Annotated in this window: 18 protein-coding genes; 11 read left to right on the top strand and 7 right to left on the bottom strand. The window is 70.7% G+C overall.

From position 1 onward, the window contains the following. Nucleotides 1-41: 41 nt before the first annotated feature. The gene (locus tag NS354_RS10965; protein WP_058594523.1) at nt 42-1055 is read right to left on the bottom strand and encodes an aldo/keto reductase family protein; all 1014 of its coding nucleotides are present in this window, start codon (nt 1053-1055) and stop codon (nt 42-44) included. Between the two features lie 152 nt (nt 1056-1207). Continuing rightward, the gene (locus NS354_RS10960) at nt 1208-1981 is read right to left on the bottom strand and encodes an SDR family NAD(P)-dependent oxidoreductase (protein WP_058594522.1); all 774 of its coding nucleotides are present in this window, start codon (nt 1979-1981) and stop codon (nt 1208-1210) included. Nucleotides 1982-2093: 112 nt separating this feature from the next. Here NS354_RS10960 and NS354_RS10955 point away from each other — a divergent pair, with 112 nt between their 5' ends. Genes NS354_RS10955 through NS354_RS10940 form a run of 4 tightly spaced genes read left to right on the top strand, consistent with a single transcriptional unit; the run spans nt 2094 to nt 5550 of the window. Then, on the top strand, nt 2094-2882 hold the full coding sequence (locus tag NS354_RS10955) for a 3-oxoacid CoA-transferase subunit A (RefSeq protein ID WP_058594521.1): 789 nt from the start codon (nt 2094-2096) through the stop codon (nt 2880-2882). Further along, nucleotides 2879-3538, top strand: coding sequence for a 3-oxoacid CoA-transferase subunit B (locus NS354_RS10950; RefSeq protein ID WP_058594520.1), 660 nt, complete (start codon nt 2879-2881; stop codon nt 3536-3538). Before NS354_RS10955 ends, NS354_RS10950 begins: the two co-directional genes overlap by 4 nt. After that, on the top strand, nt 3535-4704 hold the full coding sequence (locus NS354_RS10945) for a thiolase family protein (RefSeq protein ID WP_058594519.1): 1170 nt from the start codon (nt 3535-3537) through the stop codon (nt 4702-4704). Before NS354_RS10950 ends, NS354_RS10945 begins: the two co-directional genes overlap by 4 nt. A 54-nt stretch (nt 4705-4758) precedes the next feature. After that, nucleotides 4759-5550 carry an IclR family transcriptional regulator domain-containing protein gene (locus tag NS354_RS10940; protein WP_058594518.1) on the top strand — a complete coding sequence of 264 codons (792 nt, stop codon included), beginning with the start codon at nt 4759-4761 and terminating at the stop codon, nt 5548-5550. A 63-nt stretch (nt 5551-5613) separates the two neighbouring features. On the opposite strand, the gene NS354_RS10935 is transcribed toward NS354_RS10940, so the two are convergent. Then, entirely contained in the window at nt 5614-6054 is a 441-nt protein-coding gene (locus tag NS354_RS10935; RefSeq protein ID WP_058594517.1) for a DoxX family protein, read from the bottom strand. A gap of 117 nt (nt 6055-6171) precedes the next feature. Next, entirely contained in the window at nt 6172-6942 is a 771-nt protein-coding gene (gene ddaH, locus NS354_RS10930; RefSeq protein ID WP_275934829.1) for a dimethylargininase, read from the bottom strand. Between the two features lie 193 nt (nt 6943-7135). On the opposite strand from ddaH, the gene NS354_RS10925 reads away from it, so the two are divergent. Beyond that, complete coding sequence (locus NS354_RS10925) at nt 7136-9307, top strand: ATP-dependent Clp protease ATP-binding subunit (RefSeq protein ID WP_082678039.1); 2172 nt, start codon at nt 7136-7138, stop codon at nt 9305-9307. Between the two features lie 48 nt (nt 9308-9355). Here NS354_RS10925 and NS354_RS10920 read toward each other — a convergent pair whose 3' ends face one another. Beyond that, complete coding sequence (locus NS354_RS10920) at nt 9356-10204, bottom strand: MurR/RpiR family transcriptional regulator (RefSeq protein ID WP_206542607.1); 849 nt, start codon at nt 10202-10204, stop codon at nt 9356-9358. Nucleotides 10205-10362: 158 nt separating this feature from the next. Here NS354_RS10920 and NS354_RS10915 point away from each other — a divergent pair, with 158 nt between their 5' ends. The 6 genes from NS354_RS10915 to NS354_RS10890 are packed head-to-tail and all read left to right on the top strand — an operon-like array spanning nt 10363 to nt 16694. Beyond that, nucleotides 10363-11577, top strand: a complete 1215-nt coding sequence (locus NS354_RS10915) for a C45 family autoproteolytic acyltransferase/hydolase (RefSeq protein WP_058594514.1) — start codon at nt 10363-10365, stop codon at nt 11575-11577. Between the two features lie 21 nt (nt 11578-11598). After that, a complete protein-coding gene (locus tag NS354_RS10910; RefSeq protein WP_058594513.1) occupies nt 11599-13251 on the top strand; it encodes an ABC transporter substrate-binding protein in 1653 nt (550 codons plus the stop codon). A gap of 5 nt (nt 13252-13256) precedes the next feature. After that, complete coding sequence (locus NS354_RS10905) at nt 13257-14207, top strand: ABC transporter permease (protein ID WP_058594512.1); 951 nt, start codon at nt 13257-13259, stop codon at nt 14205-14207. Beyond that, entirely contained in the window at nt 14204-15052 is an 849-nt protein-coding gene (locus tag NS354_RS10900; RefSeq protein ID WP_082678038.1) for an ABC transporter permease, read from the top strand. The genes NS354_RS10905 and NS354_RS10900 overlap by 4 nt, the downstream gene beginning before the upstream one ends. Nucleotides 15053-15057: 5 nt before the next feature. After that, the gene (locus tag NS354_RS10895) at nt 15058-15852 is read left to right on the top strand and encodes an ABC transporter ATP-binding protein (protein ID WP_153002192.1); all 795 of its coding nucleotides are present in this window, start codon (nt 15058-15060) and stop codon (nt 15850-15852) included. Continuing rightward, complete coding sequence (locus NS354_RS10890; RefSeq protein WP_058594510.1) at nt 15849-16694, top strand: ABC transporter ATP-binding protein; 846 nt, start codon at nt 15849-15851, stop codon at nt 16692-16694. The genes NS354_RS10895 and NS354_RS10890 overlap by 4 nt, the downstream gene beginning before the upstream one ends. Nucleotides 16695-16756: 62 nt before the next feature. On the opposite strand, the gene NS354_RS10885 is transcribed toward NS354_RS10890, so the two are convergent. Then, on the bottom strand, nt 16757-17329 hold the full coding sequence (locus NS354_RS10885; RefSeq protein ID WP_058594509.1) for a hypothetical protein: 573 nt from the start codon (nt 17327-17329) through the stop codon (nt 16757-16759). After that, nucleotides 17326-18162, bottom strand: coding sequence for an endonuclease/exonuclease/phosphatase family protein (locus NS354_RS10880; RefSeq protein ID WP_058594508.1), 837 nt, complete (start codon nt 18160-18162; stop codon nt 17326-17328). The genes NS354_RS10885 and NS354_RS10880 overlap by 4 nt, the downstream gene beginning before the upstream one ends. Nucleotides 18163-18311: the final 149 nt, after the last annotated feature.

The following is an 18311-nucleotide window of genomic DNA, read 5'->3' as shown; positions in this document are numbered from 1 at the left end:
CGGCGCGGGCGCGCGGCGCCCCGCCCCGCCCGCGCCGGCGGCTAGACCAGGCGGGTCTTCGGCGAGACGCGGTAGGTGTCCTCCGCGTCGCGGTTCGGGATATCGCCGAGCGCTGCGTCGATCGCCTCGAGCGCGTCGGCCTCGAGCACGACGCCCGACGCCTTCACCGTGTCGGCGAGCTGCTCGGGGCGCGAGGCGCCCACGAGGGCGGCGGCGACGTTCGGGTTCTGCAGCACCCACGCGATGGCGAGCTGCGGCATGGTGAGGCCCGCCTCCTCCGCGATCGGCTTCAGGCGCTGCACGGCTTCGAGGATGCGGTCGTCCAGGAACTTCTGCATGAACTCGGCGCCGCTCTTGCCGTCGGTGGCGCGCGAGCCGGAGGGGACGGGCTGACCGGGCAGGTACTTGCCGGAGAGCACGCCCTGCGCCATCGGCGACCACACGATCTGCGAGATGCCGAGCTCTTCGGAGGCGGGAACGACCTTGCCCTCGATCACGCGGTGCAGCATGGAGTACTGCGGCTGGTTCGAGACGAGCTGCACCCCGAACTCGCGGGCGAGTCGATGGCCCTCGCGCAGCTGCTCGGCCGTCCACTCCGAGACACCGATGTAGAGCGCCTTTCCCTGCCGCACGACGTCGGCGAACGCCTGGAACGTCTCCTCGAGCGGCGTCTCGTAATCGAAGCGGTGCGCCTGGTAGAGGTCGACGTAGTCGGTGCCGAGGCGTCGCAGTGAGCCGTTAATCGACTCGAGGATGTGCTTGCGGCTCAACCCGGTGTCGTTCGGGCCCTTGGGGCCGGTCGGGAAGTAGACCTTCGTGAAGATCTCGAGCCCTTCGCGGCGCTGGCCGTCGAGCGCGCGGCCGAGGACCGCCTCTGCCGCGGTGTTCGCGTAGGTGTCGGCCGTGTCGAACGTCGTGATGCCGGCGTCGAGCGCCGCGTGCACCGTCTGGATCGCCGCGTCGTCGGCGACCTGGGAGGCGTGCGTCACCCAGTTGCCGAACGTGATTTCTGAGACCTTGAAGCCGCTGTTTCCGAGATACCGATAGTTGACCATGGCCCCAGACTATGCCCGCTGCTCGGGTGCGGGCAGTGAATCTGGATCGGGCGACGGGCGGCCGGCGTGCGGCACGGCGGGCCGGCTGGGGGCACTGGATCGGGGCGATCGGGATCGGGCGGCGCCCGGCGAGTGGGTGCCGAGCGCCGGTGTCAGTTGAGCGCTCCGTCGTTGGTGGTCGAGGCGCGTTCGAGCAGCCGGTCGGGCAGCAGGTGGGTGAGCGGAGCCAGCAGGCGGTACCTCCAGTCGGAGACGACGACGCTGCGGCCGCGGCGCACCGCCGAGATGCCCTCGTGTGCGACGCGGGCGGTGCTCGCCCAGGAGAGGCGGGGCAGGCGTGGGAGGTGATCCTCGCCCATGCGGGCGTGGAACTCGGTGTCGAGGAGGCCGGGGCAGAGGGCGGTGACGTGCACGCCGCGGCGCCGGTACCGGGCGTTGAGCGAGCGCGAGAGCGACACGGTCGCGGCCTTCGCGGCGCCGTACGTGCCGGTGGGGGTGAACGCGGCGACGCTCGCGACGTTCAGGATCCAGCCGTACCCCCGCTCGAGCATGCCGGGTACGGCGGCGTGCGACAGGTGCAGCGGCACCCATGACAGCAGCTCGTGCAGGCGGCGCTCGTCGTCGAGCTCGCTCGTCTCGAAGCCGGCGGCGACGCCGAAGCCGGCATTGTTGACGAGGATGTCGATCGGGTGCGCGCGGTCGGCGAGACGCGCCGCCACGCGTTCGAGGTCGGGTGCGCGCGTGAGGTCGGCGGGGAGTGCTTCGGCCTCGATCCCGTGACGGCCCCGCAGTTCGGCGGCGAGCCCCTCGAGTCGCTCGCCGTCGCGCGCGACGAGCACGAGGTGCACCCCCTTCGTCGCGATCTGGCGGGCGAGCTCCGCCCCGAGTCCCGTGGAAGCGCCGGTGATGAGTGCGGTGAGAGCCATGGCGACAGTCTGGCACCGGCGCCCGAGTGCGACCAGGGGATGCGCGATGCCGCGGACCGAAGTAGCATGTTCGCATGATGAAGAACATTTCGCTGAGCGAAAAGCGGCTCGGATGATCGACAAGGTCGTGCGGGATCCCGCAGCCGCCGTCGCCGGCATCGCCGACGGCGCCACCGTGATGATCGGGGGGTTCGGCCGAGCGGGTCAGCCCATCGAGCTGATCGACGCGCTCATCGAGCAGGGCGCGCGCGACCTCACCATCGTGAACAACAACGCCGGCAACGGCGACGTCGGCCTCGCCGCGCTCCTGGCGGAGCGGCGGGTGCGCAAGATCATCTGCTCGTTCCCGCGCCAGAGCGACTCGTGGGTCTTCGACGCCCTGTACCGCGAGGGCGCCATCGAGCTCGAACTGGTGCCGCAGGGCAACCTCGCGGAGCGCATCCGTGCGGCCGGCGCCGGGATCGGCGCGTTCTACACGCCCACGGGCGTCGGCACCGAGCTCGCCGCGGGCAAGGAGACCCGAGAGATCGGCGGGCGCACCTACGCGCTCGAATACCCGATCAGCGCCGACGTCGCCCTCATCAGCGCGCTGAGCGCCGACCGGTGGGGCAACCTCGTGTACCGCGCGACCGCGCGCAACTTCGGGCCCATCATGGCCGCGGCGGCCCAGCTGACGGTCGCGCAGGTCGACGGGGTGGTGCCCCTCGGCGGCATCGATCCCGAGGTCGTGGTGACCCCCGGCATCTACGTCGACCGCGTGGTGGCGGTGGGGGAGCGCCCCTGGCTGCGCGACGGCGCCTTCGTCGGCGGCGTCGATCTCGCGGGCGACCCCGTGCCCGAAGCCCCCGCACCCGCGGCGCCCGCTGCACCCGCCGCACCCCCCGAGGAGGCCGCCCGATGACCATGCGCATCAGCCGCCGGCAGCTCGCCGCGCGCATCGCCGCCGACATCCCCGAGGGCTCCATCGTGAATCTCGGCATCGGCGCCCCCACGCTCGTCGCCGACTACCTGCCCGAGGGCGCGGAGATCATCCTGCACACCGAGAACGGCATGCTCGGCATGGGGGCCGCCCCCGCCGCGGGCCTCGTCGATCCCGATCTCATCAACGCGGGCAAGCAGGCGGTCACCGCCGTCGCCGGCGCCGCGTACTTCCACCACGCCGACTCCTTCGCGATGATGCGGGGCGGCCATCTCGACGTGTGCGTGCTCGGCGCCTTCCAGGTGGCGGCCAACGGCGACCTCGCCAACTGGTCGACCGGGGCGCCCGGCGCGATCCCGGCGGTGGGCGGTGCGATGGATCTCGCCATCGGCGCGAAGCACGTGTACGTGATGACCGACCTGCTGACCAAGCAGGGGGAGTCGAAGCTCGTCGAGGCCTGCACCTACCCGCTGACCGGCGCCGGGTGCGTTTCGCGCGTGTACACCGATCACGCGGTCTTCGACGTCACCGCGAACGGATTCGCCGTGCGTGAGACCTTCGGCGAGCACACGATCAGCACGCTCGAGGCGGCCACCGGGCTGCGCCTCATCGATGCGACCGCGGAGGAGCGATCATGACCGGAGCCTATATCTACGACGCGGTGCGCACGCCGTTCGGGCGGGCCGGTGGGGCGCTCGCGGGCGTGCGCCCCGACGATCTCGCCGCCGTCGTCATGCGCGCGACGGTCGAGCGCGGCGGGATCGACCCGGCGCGCATCGACGACGTGATCTTCGGAGATGCGAACCAGGCGGGGGAGGACAACCGCAACGTGGCGCGCTTCGGCGCCCTGCTCGCAGGCTTCCCCACCACCGTCACCGGTACGACCGTCAACCGCCTCTGCGCGTCATCAATCGAAGCGGTGGTGCAGGCCGCGCGGGCGGTCGAGACGGGCGATGCCGGCATCGTGCTCGCCGGCGGAGTGGAGTCGATGAGCCGCGCCCCCTTCGTGGTCGAGAAGTCGCCCAAGCCGTGGCCGGCCGCCGGCAACCCGACCATGTGGAACACCTCGATCGGTTGGCGCATGGTCAACCCGGCGCTGCCCGCCCACTGGACCATCTCGAACGGAGAGTCGGCCGAGCAGATCGCGCGGGAGTGGGGCATCACCCGCGACGCGCAGGATGCGTTCGCCGTGCGATCGCACGAGCGGGCCGCGGCCGCCTGGGCCGCGGGCGTGTTCGCCGACGAGATCGTGCAGGTGCCGGGGGTCGAGCTCGCGCGCGACGAGGGCATCCGCGATGGGTCGACCGTCGAGAAGCTCGCGGCCCTGCGGCCGCTCTTCGCGGCGGAGGGCACGGTCACCGCCGGCAACTCCTCGTCGATCAACGACGGCGCCTCCGCGGTGCTCGTCGGCGGCGAGGGGGCGCTCGACGCCGAGCCCCTCGCGCGCATCACCGGCCGAGCGGCGCACGGGGTCGACCCCGATCGCTTCCCCATCGCGCCGATCGAGGCCGCGAACCGCGCGCTCGAACGCGCGGGCCGCACCTGGGCCGAGGTCGACGTCGTCGAGCTGAACGAGGCCTTCGCGTCGCAGTCGCTCGCCTGCCTCGCCGGGTGGCCGGATCTCGACCCCGAACGGCTCAACGTGCACGGCGGAGCCCTGGCGATCGGGCACCCGCTCGGCGCCTCGGGCGGCCGCATCATCGGGCACGCCGCGCACGAACTGCGGCGCCGCGGCTCGGGCGTCGCCGTCGTGGCGATCTGCATCGGGGTGGGCCAGGGGCTCGCCGTCGTGCTCGAACGCTGATCGGGTGCCGCAGGGGAAGCGCCGTGCCGCGCCGCCTGCCGGTAGTGTGGGCGCGTGAACGCGCAAGCAGACCCCGCCGGCGAGTCGTCGAGCGGAGACTTCGTGCAGTCGCTCGCACGCGGTCTCGCCGTGATCCGAGCATTCGACGCGGAGCACCCCGAGCTGAGCCTCAGCGAGGTCTCCCGTCGCGCCGGCATCCCGGCGGCCGCCGCGCGCCGCTTCCTGCGCACCCTCGACACCCTCGGCTACGTGCGCTCCGACGCCCGCGCGTTCGCGCTCACCCCGCGGGTGCTCGAGCTCGGCTTCAGCTACCTGTCCGCACTGTCGCTCCCCGAGACGATGCAGCCCCACCTCGAACGTCTCTCGCGCGAGACGGGCGAGTCGGTGTCGGCGGCGGTGCTCTCGGGCGACGAGATCGTCTACGTCGCCCGCGTGCCGACGCGGCGCATCATGACGGTCGGCATCACCATCGGCACCCGCTTCCCCGCGTACGCGACGAGCATGGGGCGGGTGCTGCTGGCCGCGCTCCCGGAGGCGCAGCGCGACGAGGCGCTCGCGCGGGCGCCGATGGAGCCGCTCACCGAGCGCACGACGACCGACGCCGGGCGGCTGCGCGCCGAGCTGCAGCGCGTGCGCGAGCAGGGCTGGGCCATCGTCGACGGCGAGCTCGAGCCGGGGCTGCGCTCGGCTGCGGCCCCGGTGCGCCGTCGCGACGGCTCCGTCGCCGCCGCGGTGAACGTCTCGACGAGCGCGAGTCGTGACACGCTCGCGCACCTCCGCGACGCGCATCTGCCGCGACTGCTCGAAACGGCTGCGGCGATCACCGAGGATCTGCGGCACGTCTGACCGCCTCGGCGCCCGCGGCACGTCTGACCGCCTCGGCGTCCGCAGCGCCCGCGGAGCCGACGCTCAGCGGCGCCGTGAGCGCCGCACGGCCTGGAGCGCGCCGCACGACCACAGCGCCCACAGCACGAGGAGCGGCTGGAAGACCAGGCGGATCCCGCGCGCTGCGTCGCTCTCGAGCCCGAACGCGTCGGTGCGCGTGACGAACTGCGAGATGTTGCCGGGGAAGACGGCGACGAAGAATGCGGCGATCACCCAGCCCACCGGCACGCGCAGCCGGCCGAGCACGATCGCGGCGCCGCCGAGCGTGATCTCGACGACGCCCGAGGCGATGACGACGAAGTCCTTGTCGGCAGGAACCCAGGCGGGCACCTGCGCCTGGAACTCGCGGCGCGCGAACGTGAGGTGCGCGATCCCCGCGAAGAGCAGGGCGGCTCCCTGCAGCACGCGCGCGACGTGCTGCAGGGGCGTGGCCCGCGGGGGATCGGCGGTGATCAGTGCGCTCATGTGCGGCCTCCCGGTGCGTGTCGGATGACGCCAGCGTACGCGCGCCCGGCCCCCGGCGTCACCCGTCGGCGCCGGAAGTCCGCCGACGCCGGACGTCGCCCGGCGCCGGTCGGTGCGTCAGTGCGCGTTGCGCACCCGCACGGAGAGGCACGTGGGGCAGCCCTCGAGCTTCTCGTACTCGGCGAGGGCGACCTCGGTCACCGTGTAGCCGAGGTCGCGCAGCATCTCGGCGGTCTTCGGGGCCGACGCCGAGATGATGAGCTCGGATTCGCTCAGGCAGACGACGGCGGTGCCGTGCGGCTCGGGCACCGGCAGGAAGCGGTCGAAGAGATCGGAGTTGTCGACGAACTCGGGGTAGCCGATGACCGTGCCGTCGGGGAGCGCGGTGACGGCGGTCTTGAGGTGCAGCACCTTCGTGACGGGAACGGCGACGACGGTGGCCCCGAGGGGGCCGAGGATGCGGCGCAGCTGGGCGATGCCCTCGGCGTTCGTGCGGCCGCCGCGGCCCACGTAGACGGTGTCGCCGATCTTCAGCACGTCGCCGCCGTCGAGCGTGCCGGGCTCCCGGATCTCGGCGATGGGGAGGCCGAGCTCTTCGAGCGCCTTGCGGGTGCCCGCGGTCTCGGGCTTGCGGCTGTCGGCGCCCGGGCGCGAGATCACGGCGACGTTGCGGAACATCACGACGGTGTCCTCGATGAACACGGAGTCGGGGCAGTCGTCGGCGGCCTCGACCTCGATCGTCTCCCAGCCGTGCGCGCGGAGCGCGGCGACGTAGCCGTGCCACTCCTCGACTGCGCGCTCGAGGTCGACCGTCACCTTCTCGATGTGGTCGACGATGCCGTCGTCGAGGCGGGGGCTGGGCTGGCGCACGAGGGCGATCTTGGACATGAGAGGCATTCCTTCGCGGTCTGATGGTGGTCGCTCCCAGGCTATCGGTCGCGAGCGGGGTCGGGTCGCGGAGCGGTTCTAGCGCAATCGCTTCGCAGGCGCTAAACTTGAGTCATATTCACTCAACTTTGCGGGAGCGCCTGATCAGGGCGCACATCGCCCGTAACCGGCATCGACGCAGAGAGGACTCCAGATGCAGGCAAATTGGACCCCCGCCCAGGGCGAGGGCGAGCAGCAGTCGGCGCTCGAGCAGTTCGGCGTGAACCTGACCGAGGTGGCCCGCTCGGGCAAGCTCGATCCGGTCATCGGCCGCGACTCCGAGATCCGCCGCGTGAGCCAGGTGCTCACCCGCCGTACGAAGAACAACCCCGTGCTCATCGGCGAACCGGGCGTCGGTAAGACCGCCGTCGTCGAGGGGCTCGCGCAGCGCATCATCGCCGGCGACGTCGCCGAATCCCTGAAGGACAAGGAGCTCATCTCACTCGACATCTCCGCCCTCATCGCGGGGGCGAAGTACCGCGGCGAGTTCGAGGAGCGCATGAAGGCGGTGCTGCAGGAGATCAAGGACTCCGACGGCAAGTTCATCACCTTCATCGACGAGCTGCACACCCTCATGGGGGCCGGCGGCGGAGAATCGTCCGTGGCCGCCTCCCAGATGCTCAAGCCGATGCTCGCCCGCGGCGAGCTGCGGCTCATCGGCGCCACCACCCTCGACGAGTACCGCGAGTACATCGAGAAGGACGCCGCGCTCGAACGCCGATTCCAGCAGGTCTACGTGGGCGAGCCGTCCGTCACCGACACGGTGGCGATCCTCCGCGGATTGAAGGAGCGGTACGAAGCGCACCACAAGGTGACCATCGCCGACTCGGCGCTCGTCGCGGCCGCGGCGCTCTCCGACCGCTACATCACCGCGCGGCAGCTGCCCGACAAGGCCATCGACCTGATCGACGAGGCGGCGAGCCGGCTGCGCATGGAGATCGACTCGGCCCCGGTCGAGATCGACGAGCTGCGACGCGCCGTCGATCGTCTGAAGCTCGAAGAGCTCGCCCTCAAGAAGGAGAAGGACGAGGCCTCGAAGGAGCGCCTCGCGAAACTGCGCGACGACCTCGCGGCGAAGCGCACCGAGCTTGACGCGCTCGAGGCGCGGTGGGAGCGCGAGCGCGACTCGCTGAACCGCGTCGGCGCGCTGCGCGAGAAGCTCGATCAGCTGCGCATGGAGGCCGAGGTCGCCCAGCGCGAGGGCAAGCTCGAGAAGGCGTCCAAGCTGCTGTACGGCGAGATCCCGGTCATCCAGAAGCAGCTGACCGAGGCGGAGGACGCCGAGGCGCAGGGGGCGGTGGGCGACGAGGATCGGATGGTCAACGACCAGGTCACCGACGAGGACATCGCGGGGGTCGTCGCCGCCTGGACCGGCATCCCCGTCGGTCGCCTGCTGCAGGGGGAGACCGAGAAGCTGCTCGCCCTCGAGCACGAGCTCGCGAAGCGCCTCATCGGGCAGGGCGACGCCGTGCGCGCCGTCGCCGATGCGGTGCGGCGCACCCGAGCCGGCATCGCCGACCCGAACCGGCCCACCGGATCCTTCCTCTTCCTCGGCCCGACCGGCGTCGGCAAGACCGAGCTCGCGAAGGCGCTCGCCGAGTTCCTCTTCGACGACGAGCACGCCATGGTGCGCATCGACATGTCGGAGTACGGCGAGAAGCACTCCGTCTCCCGCCTCGTCGGCGCCCCTCCCGGGTACGTCGGGTACGAGCAGGGAGGCCAGCTCACCGAGAGCGTGCGGCGCCGGCCGTACTCGGTCGTGCTGCTCGACGAGGTCGAGAAGGCGCACCCCGAGGTCTTCGACGTGCTGCTGCAGGTGCTCGACGACGGCCGCCTGACCGATGGGCAGGGCCGCACGGTCGACTTCCGCAACGTGATCCTGATCCTCACCTCGAACCTCGGCAGCCAGTACCTGATCGACCCCGACATGGTGTGGAGCGAGAAGGAGAGCGCAGTGCGCGAGACCGTGCGGCGCGCCTTCAAGCCCGAGTTCATCAACCGGCTCGACGAGATGGTGATCTTCCACCCGCTCAGCGAGGCCGACCTGGCGCAGATCGTGGAGCTCTCGATCGACCGGCTGCAGCTGCGGCTCGCGGATCGGCGCCTCACGCTCGCCGTCACCCCCGACGCGCGCAGCTGGCTCGCATCTCGCGGCTACGATCCGATCTACGGCGCCCGACCGCTCCGGCGGCTCATGCAGAAGGAGATCGACGACCGGCTCGCCCGGACGATCCTCTCCGGCGAGGTGCGCGACGGCTCGGCCGTGCGGGTCGACGTGGCCGGCGACGGCGACGCGCTCGAACTCTCCGTCATGCCGGGGGCGTAGGGCCGTCCAGCCGGCCAGCCGGGCCGGTCAGCGGGGCCCGGGGGCGTCTCAGTAGCCGAGGCGCCCCCGGAGATCGTTGAGGGTCTGGGAGGACCGGAGGGCGGTATCCGGGCCGACGGCGGAAACGCCTTGGACGAGCACGTCACCCGTGAGGATGCCGGCGATACCCTCGGCGGTGAGCCCGGTCGGGGTGTGCGGCGCAGCGAGGGAAACGGTGACTCGCGACCCGAGCTGTTCGTGCAGTTCGTCGGTGATGAGCAGCACGCTCGCGCCCACGAGGTGCGCCTGGTCGAGCAGGGCTTCGATGTCCCGAGTGACCCGCCCCGGTGCGAAGATCACGAGTAGATCGCGCGAGCCGAGGCTCATCACCTCGTCCGCGAGCCGGAAGCCATCGGTCGTCAGCCGTCGAGTGCTGACCCCGATGCGCCGCAGCCGCAGTGCGAGATGGTCTGCCGCGATGCCCGACGCGCCGAGTCCGTAGCAGAACACCGTATCGGCGTGAATGACGAGGTTGACGGCGCTCGAGTACTGCGCGTCGGTATTCGCGCGGCTCGCGAGAGCGACGAGATCCTGCGCTTCGCTCCAGATCTCGCGCTGAATCTGGCCGAGATCCTGCCCGAGATGCTCGAGGCGACTGCGCAGGCGCACCTCAGGGGAGACCGTCGAGCTGAAGGGCGCCGCGACCTCCTGCTTCAACTCCGAGAGTCCGGCGTAGCCGAGGGTCTGCAGTGTGCGCACGACCGAGGCGTTCGACGTCTTGCTCTGAGCGCCGAGCTCGGCGGCGCTCGCGTACAGGATTCGCTCGGCCGACATCGCGGTGAGCACCCGACTGACCGCGCGCTCGGACTTCGCGAGGGAGTCCCAGCGTTCGGAGATGCGATCGCGCAGACGGGTCACCGCGCGATTTTCCGTATCACTTGTTACAAACGGTTCCATTGCTGTATTGTTTCATCCTATTCAGGGTGCTTTTGTAACGGATGTTCCATTCATCCTTCCCCCCGCAGCGCACGAGCGCAAGTGGGGTCCGAGAGCACGAAGACGTACAGGGGGTCGGAATGGACGAGGCGCACGGTATTCGAGTGCTCGAAGTGAGCGGATCGCCGCGCGAGCGCGGGCGGCAGTACGGAGCCGGCGCGAGCGACCTCATCGCGAAGGCCATCGGCTACTACTCCGAGGCGCTCGCCGCGCAGACCGGCATGGCATGGCACGAGATCGTCGAATCGGCGGCGAAGTGGCTTCCGATCTCGGAGCGCGTCGCACCGCATCTCGTCGAGGAGATGCGCGGAGTCGCGGAAGGCGCGGGCGTCGCATTCCTCGAGATCCTGACACTCAATGTGCGCGGAGAATTCGTCTACAGCCACCAAGCGCGCGGTGCAGGCACCGCGGCGCACCACGACGAACGCGACGCCGTCGACGGCTGCACGTCCTTCTTCCTCACCGGTCGCGCGAGTGGAACCGGGCATACCCTGGTCGGGCAGAACTGGGACTGGCGCACCCTGACCGGGGCCACCACGCTCGTACTCCGCATCGTGCAGGATCCGCTGCCCACCATCATCATGCAGCTCGAAGCGGGTCAGATCGGTCGGCACGGCGCGAACTCTGCGGGCATCGCGCTGAACGCCAACGGGCTGGGCGGCAGCTTCGGCAGTGAGATCGGCGTGCCGCAGACCATCATCCGCCGCCTCGTACTCGACCACCACGACCTCGCGGGCGCACTGAAGACTCTCGTGAAGACGCGCCCCCACATCGCGAGCAACGCCCTGCTCGCCCATCGGAGCGGATACGGGATCGATCTCGAGACGACACCGCACGGCGTCGACTGGCTCTTCCCCGACGCGCAGGGCGCGATCGCGCACACCAACCACTTCCAGGCCTCGGTGCCGCCGCAACTCGCCGGGCACTACCGTCCGGTCTCCGCCGATTCGCTGCTGCGCCTGCCGCGCGTGCGAGCGGGGCTCGAGCGAGTGGCGTCGGCCCGGGACGCGCACGAGAGCCTGGCGCTCGTGCGCGCGGCGATGTCGGATCACCTCGGGTATCCCGAGGGCGTCTGCACGCACCCCGACACGAGCGCCCCGCATCTCACGCAGTGGTCGACGCTGCTGTCGAGCTGCGTCGACCTCACCACCGGCGAGTACCGCGTAGCGCCCGGCTTCCCGTGCGAAACCGACTACGAACTGCTCCCGTGGAACCTGTACGACGGACCCGGCGACTCGGAGCACGACGACACCGGCGCATTCCGCACACCCCACATCGCCGCAGACCAGCACTGACGCTGAGAAGGAGACGTTTCAATGAAGAACACACTGCACACGGGGGCCCGCGCGGCACTCGGACTGACGGCTGCCGCCGCCCTCGCGTTGACCGGCTGCTCGGCCTCGGACCCGGGCGGAGCGTCGGCGAAGCCCGCCCAGATGGAGGCGCCCTTCGGCGACATGACCCCCGCCGCTGCGGGGCCGGTCGACTCCGTCACCTGGATGCTCGGGAGCGAACCCACCACCATGGACGCGGACATCGACGCCACGACCGCCGACGACACGGTGCTCGCGAATGTCTGCGACCGGCTCATGCAGGTGCAGCCCGACCTGACGCTCGGCAACGGCATCGCGTCCCGAGCCGAATGGGTCGACGACACGCACGTCGTCTTCACGATCCGACAGGACGCGACCTTTCACGACGGAAGCCCGATCACGACGGGCGACGTGCTCTGGAGCATGGAGCGCCATGCTGCGGAGGGAGCCGCCGAATCGGACGAGTACCAGAACGTCGTCTCCATGGAGCAGACGGGCGACGACCAGATCACGGTGACGACGACCCAGCCCGACGCGATCTTCCTGCAGGCGATGGCGGGGGACGGCGGAATCGTCTGGAACCCCCGGGTGATCGAGGCCGAGGGCGACGACTTCGGCGGGCCAGGCTCCGCCTCGGCCTGCAGCGGCCCCTACCGGATCGCCTCGTGGGAGCCGGGTTCGCAGCTGACGATCGAGAAGTTCGACGAGTACTGGAACACCGAGATCGACGCACGCGCGGAGCAGGTCGTCTTCCGCTGGGCCGACGAATCGGCCATCGCCAACAGCCTCACGGCGGGCGAAGCGCAGGGCGCGTACCTGGAGAACGCCGGGTCGGCCGCCGCTTTCGCGCAGAGCTCCGACGTCACGGTCTTCCAAGGGCCGTCGACGAATGCGTGGGTGCTCGAAACCACTGATCGGGGGATCCTGACCGACCCCGACGTGCGTCGCGCGCTCTCCCTCGCCCTCGACCGCGAGGGCATCGCGACCGCGGCGTTCGGCGGACTCGCGGAACCCTGGAAGACCCCGGTGGGGGCGGGCGCCTGGGGGTACGAGGTCGAGGCGTTCGAAGCCGCGTTCGCAGAGCTCGACGGAGCACCCGCCACCCCGAGCGCGGACGATATCGCGCAGGCCGAGCAGCTCATCGCCGACGCCGGTGCTGCAGGCGAGCAGCTCGTCGTCGCCTCGAACGGGTCGTCATCGCACAACGTGATCGCCAACGCCCTGGTCGCGGCCGCCAAGAGCGTCGGGCTCGAGGCCGAGATCCTCGTGGTGCCGCAGGCGCAGTACGGCGACTTCTACTCCGACGCCGACCTGCGCGGACAAGCGGACCTGTGGCCGGACGAGTACTACATCTCGAAGAACGATCCGCTCGGCTTCTACAAGAACGGCAAATCGGATGCGAGCGTGAACTTCGGCGTCTTCCAGGACCCGGAATACGATCGGATCGTCGACGAGGCCTACGCGGCGACCGACGACGCGGAGCGCGCCGAACTCACCATCGATCTGCAGCAGCGCTGGGTCGACAACGCGGTATGGATTCCCGTCGTCGCCACGCCAGCCACGCTGGTGATGTCCAACACCGTGACCGGCGTGCCGTCGTCTGCGGCCTTCATCTACTACCCGTGGGCTGCCGAACTCGGAACGGCGGAGGGCTGATCCCGATGGCTCGTGCCCTGCGCAGGATCGGCGGCATGCTGCTGACTCTCGTGATCGCCTCATTCATCATCTTCGCCGCGATGTACGCGGCCCCCGGCGATCCGGTGACCTTCCTCATCGGCAACCCCGAGAACCTCACACCCGAACGGATTGCGAGCGTGCGCGCGCAGTACCACCTCGACGAGCCGCTGCTCGCGCAGTACTGGCACTGGGCGTCCGGGGTCGTCACCGGAGACTTCGGCCGATCGTTCCAATACCATCAGCCCGTCAGCGATATCCTCGCCGCCCGGGTGCCGATCACGCTCTCGCTCGTCGCCTACGCCTCCGTCCTGCTCGCCATCGGTGGAATCGGCCTCGGCGTGCTCGCCGCGGTGCGTCGGGGGAAGCCCATCGACACCGCGATCGTGGGCGGAACCACCCTCGCCGCAAGCGTGCCGTCCTTCGTGCTGGGCATCGCGCTGGTGGCGCTCTTCGCCGTACAGCTGGGCTGGTTCCCGGTCGCGGGCGCGGGATCTGGCGGCGCCGACCGCGTCTGGGCGCTCACGCTGCCCGCCCTCACGCTCGCGATCGGCGCGCTCGCCATCGTGAGTCGCGTCACCCGCCAATCGATGATCGAGCAGTTCTCGTCGGAGCACGTCGAGGCCGCACGGGCGACGGGACTCGCAGAGCGCTTCGTCGTGCGCGACCACGTGCTGCGCGGCGCGTGGGGGCCGATCATCACGATGGTCGCCCTCGTCATCGCCAGCATGATCGCGGGGACGGTCGCGGTGGAGACCGTCTTCGGCATCTCAGGCGTCGGCTCGCTGCTCGTCGACGCGATCAACACCCACGATTTCCCGGTCGTGCAGTCCGTCCTGCTCTTCATGGTCATCGCGTACATGGTCGTGACGACGGTCGTCGACCTGCTGCTGCCCGTGCTCGACCCTCGCATCAATCGAACGGCGGTGTCCGCATGACCGCACTGGTCCTCCCGCGACTGCAGAGCAGACGCCGCCGCAGCACTGCGCTCGGCACGTGGGTCTCCGCAGCTTTCCTCGCGCTCGTGGCCGGCGCCGCACTGCTCGGCCCCGTACTCGCTCCCTACGACGCCGACGAGATCGACTTCGCCGCGATCTGGGCCGGGCCGGGCGGCGGCCATCTGCTCGGCACCGACCAGCTCGGGCGCGACCTGTTCTCGCGGCTGCTCATCGGCGCCGGCGAGACGCTCATCGGGCCGGTCCTCCTCCTGGCGCTGGCCACGGTGCTCGGCGTCACCATCGGCGTCCTCGCCGCATGGCGGGGCGGATGGGTCGATACGCTCCTCGCCCGCATCACCGATGTCATGTTCGCCTTCCCCGGTCTGCTCTTCGTCGTGCTCGTCATCGCCGTCTTCGGCAAGGGGCCGGTGACGGCGATCGTGGCACTCGCCCTCGCGTACGCTCCGGTGATCGCGAAGTACACCCGCAGCCTCGCTCTGAGTGAGATCGCGCGCCCATACGTCGACGCCTACCGTGTGCAGGGCATCGGCGGACTCGGCATCTGCCTCCGCGCCATCGTGCCGAACCTGCTCCCAGCGCTCGTCGGGTACCTCGTCGTGCTCTTCGGCGAAGCGCTCATGAGTCTCGCGACGCTCAGCTTCCTCGGCTTCGGTGCGCAGCCGCCCAGCTCCGAGTGGGGGCTGATGGTCCAGGAAGGGCAGGCGGGCATCATCCAGGGGCACTTCCTGCCCACGCTCATCCCCGGCGCCGCCATCGCCCTCGTGGTGATCGCCGTCAACATCGTCGGCGTGCGCGTCGCCGACCGACTGCTCGCGAAAGGGTGAGCCGCATGCTCTTGGAAATCGAACAGCTGCACCTCTCCTTCGTCGCGCGCGACACTCCCGCGCATGTGCTCACCGGCATCGATGTGGGCGTCGCACCCGGCGAGCTCATCGGGCTCGTCGGCGAATCCGGATCGGGCAAATCGACGACGGTGCGCGCCGCGCTCCGGCTCTACGGCGATGAGGCGCAGATCTCCGGCCGCATCCTCCTCGACGGCGTCGACATGGTGCGGGCGAATGCGACCGAGCAGCGTCGCGTGCGGGCGTCATCGGTCGCGCTCGTGCAGCAGGACCCGCGAGCGGCGCTGAACCCGGTGCGCCGCATCGGGGATTCCCTCGCCGAGCGACTGATCAGGGTGCACGGAATGCGTCGCGCCGACGCCGACGAGCGCATCCTGTCGCTGCTCACCGAGGTCGGACTCACACACCCCGAACGTCGAATGCGGCAGTACCCGCACGAACTCTCGGGCGGCATGCTGCAGCGCGTCATCATCGCGGGGGCGTTGAGCACGGATCCGAAGCTCATCCTCGCCGATGAGGCGACGAGCGCGCTCGATGTGACGACGCAGGCCGAGATCATCGCGATGTTCCAGCGCCAGATCCGCGAACGCGGGCTCGGCATGCTCTTCATCACGCACGACCTGCATCTCGCAGGAGCGATCTGCGACCGGATCCACGTGCTCCAGCGCGGAGAGATCGTGGAAACACTGCGGCGCCCGGGCCTCTTCGACGCTGCATCGCACCCGTACACGCGCTCGCTCGTAGCGTCTGCGCCCGCTCTCGCTCGAAAGGAGCGCTCATGAGTCTCCTCGAAGTCGACGCCCTCCACCGGGTGTTCCGCATGGGACGCCGCTCCGCAGGCGTGACCGCCGTGAACCAGGTCTCGTTCCACATAGGCGCCGGGGAGGCGGTGGGACTCGTCGGAGAGTCCGGATCGGGCAAGTCGACGATCGCGCGAATTCTCGTCGGGCTGGAGCGGGCGGATTCGGGCGCGGCCACGATCGAGGGTCTCGACTGCCTCACCCCCGCTCGCGGCCGTGCCGCACGTCTGCGCCGAGCGCGCGCGGTGCAGATGGTCTTCCAGGACCCGAATGGCTCACTGGACCGGCGGCTGACGATCGGTGAGATGCTGGAGCGCGCGATCCGACTGCACGGGCGCACCTCGACGGCGGCCGCCGCCCGTGCCGAAGCGCTTCGGCTCCTCGACCAGGTGCGGCTGAGCGAACGCCATGCGGCGGCGAAACCGCATGAGCTCTCGGGCGGCCAACGGCAGCGTGCGGCGATCGCCCGCGCGCTCGCCGTCGAGCCGAAACTGGTCGTACTCGACGAGGCGGTCTCCGCTCTCGACGTTTCGGTGCAAGCCCAGGTGCTCGACCTGCTGGCTGAGATCCAGCGAGACTCGGGCGTCGGCTACCTCTTCGTGAGCCACGATCTGGCCGTGGTGCAGCAGCTGTGCCAGCGCACGCTCGTGCTGTTCCGCGGCGCGATCGTCGAAGCGGGCGCGACGCAGCGCATTCTCGCCCACCCGCAGCACCCCTACACGCAACTGCTCATCGCGTCGACGCCCGGTGCCGATTGGGATCCGGAGCGCGTCGTGCGCGACCGCATGACGTTCACGCAGCGCATGACGGTGCCCGGGGCGTAGGGCTGTCGGTCGGGCCGGTCAGCGGGGCCCGGGGGCGTCTCAGGCGCCGAGGCGCCCCCGGCTCATGCGCGATCGAGGCGCACCCCGGCGAGCAGCACCCCCGCGGCGAGTGCACCCAGCGCGCCGACGGCCATGTCGCTGATCGTGTCGTGGTACTCCACGAAGATGTCGTCGCTGATGAACACGAAGCCGGCCCACTCGATCATCTCCCACACCGCGCCGAGCGCCAGCCCGAGCATCGGGTACAGCACGATCGGCACCCGCTTGCGGAAATCGGGGGACGCGGTCGCCGGAACGACGCCCCAGTGGGCGAGCAGCAGATACGCCATCGGTACGAGCGCGGCCATGCAGACGATGTGCATCACGATGTCCCAGCCGTCGACCGTGCGGTAGAGGTCGATCACGTTGCTCCACGCCGCGAGCAGCACGATCGCGGAGAAGGCGATGTCGAACGATGCGCGCGCACCGAGGAAGCGCGGCGCGACGAGCGCGGGCAGGGTGAGCGCGAGTATGCCCGCATCGGTCGGCTGCAGTCGGATCGCGGCGAAGACGACCCCGAGCAGCCCGAAGACGCGCAGCGCGTCGGCCGCATACTCGGCGAAGCCCCGGGGCGGGCGGAGGAAGTTCTCTTTCATACGGGGTCGGAGCCTTTCGGGAGGCGCACCTCGGCGAGCACGGGCAGGTGATCCGACGGCCATCCGCCGAGAACGGGTTCGGCGACGATGCGCACGCGATCCACCACGACATCGTCGGTCGCGACGATCCAGTCGAGCCGGCGGCCGGGGCGCGGTGCGCGGTAGTTCGCGTACGTGGCGTACTCGGGGGAGTCGCGTTCGCGTGCGACGAGCCACGCATCGCGCAGGGCCCCGTCGGCGAGCAGGGCGTCGAGGGCGGCCGACCCCGGCCCGGTGTTGAAGTCGCCGGTGAGGATCGCGGGGCCCGGTTCGGCGGTGATCGCATCACGCAGGTGGGCGAGCGAGCGCTCCCGCGAACGGGCGCTCACCGGGTCGAGGTGGGTGTTCACGCACCGGAACTCCGCGCCGGTGCCGCGAATGCGGAAGCGCGCGGTCACCGCGACGCGGGGGAACGGGTTGCCCCAGCTGCGCGAGCCCGCACGGTGCGGTGCATCCGACAGTGCCGTCTGCTGCCAGCCGAGCAGTTCGAGCCGCGTGCGGTCGAAGAACACGGGGCAGCCCTCGCCCCCGCCGTCCGCGTCGCGCCCGTGGCCCACGAAGCCGTACCGGTCGCCCAGCGACTCGCGCACCCACCGGGTCTGCCCCGGCAGCGCCTCCTGCACCCCGAGCACGTGCGGGGCGAACGCCCGCAGCTGCGCGCGGAGCCGGTCGCGGCGCACGGTCCAGCGATCCGGCGGTCGCAGCGCCCAGACCCCGAGGTCGCGGCGGATGTTCGCGGTCATCACGCGCACCTCGTGCGCCTCGTGCGCGTCGTGCACGTCGTGCGCCGTCACGAGCGGGCCCCGCGCGGCGTCGGCACGCCCAGACGGTGGAGCAGTCGTCGCAGCGCGAGGCGGATCCAGCGCACCGACGGGAAGTCGGCGGGCCAGTGCAGGAGCACCGTGCGGATCGCCCACTCCGTGCGGCGGGCGAAGCCGCGCGC

It is taken from the genome of Leucobacter chromiiresistens, assembly GCF_001477055.1.
Taxonomy (GTDB): domain Bacteria; phylum Actinomycetota; class Actinomycetes; order Actinomycetales; family Microbacteriaceae; genus Leucobacter; species Leucobacter chromiiresistens_A.
This window is presented reverse-complemented; position numbering and strand designations above follow the sequence as displayed.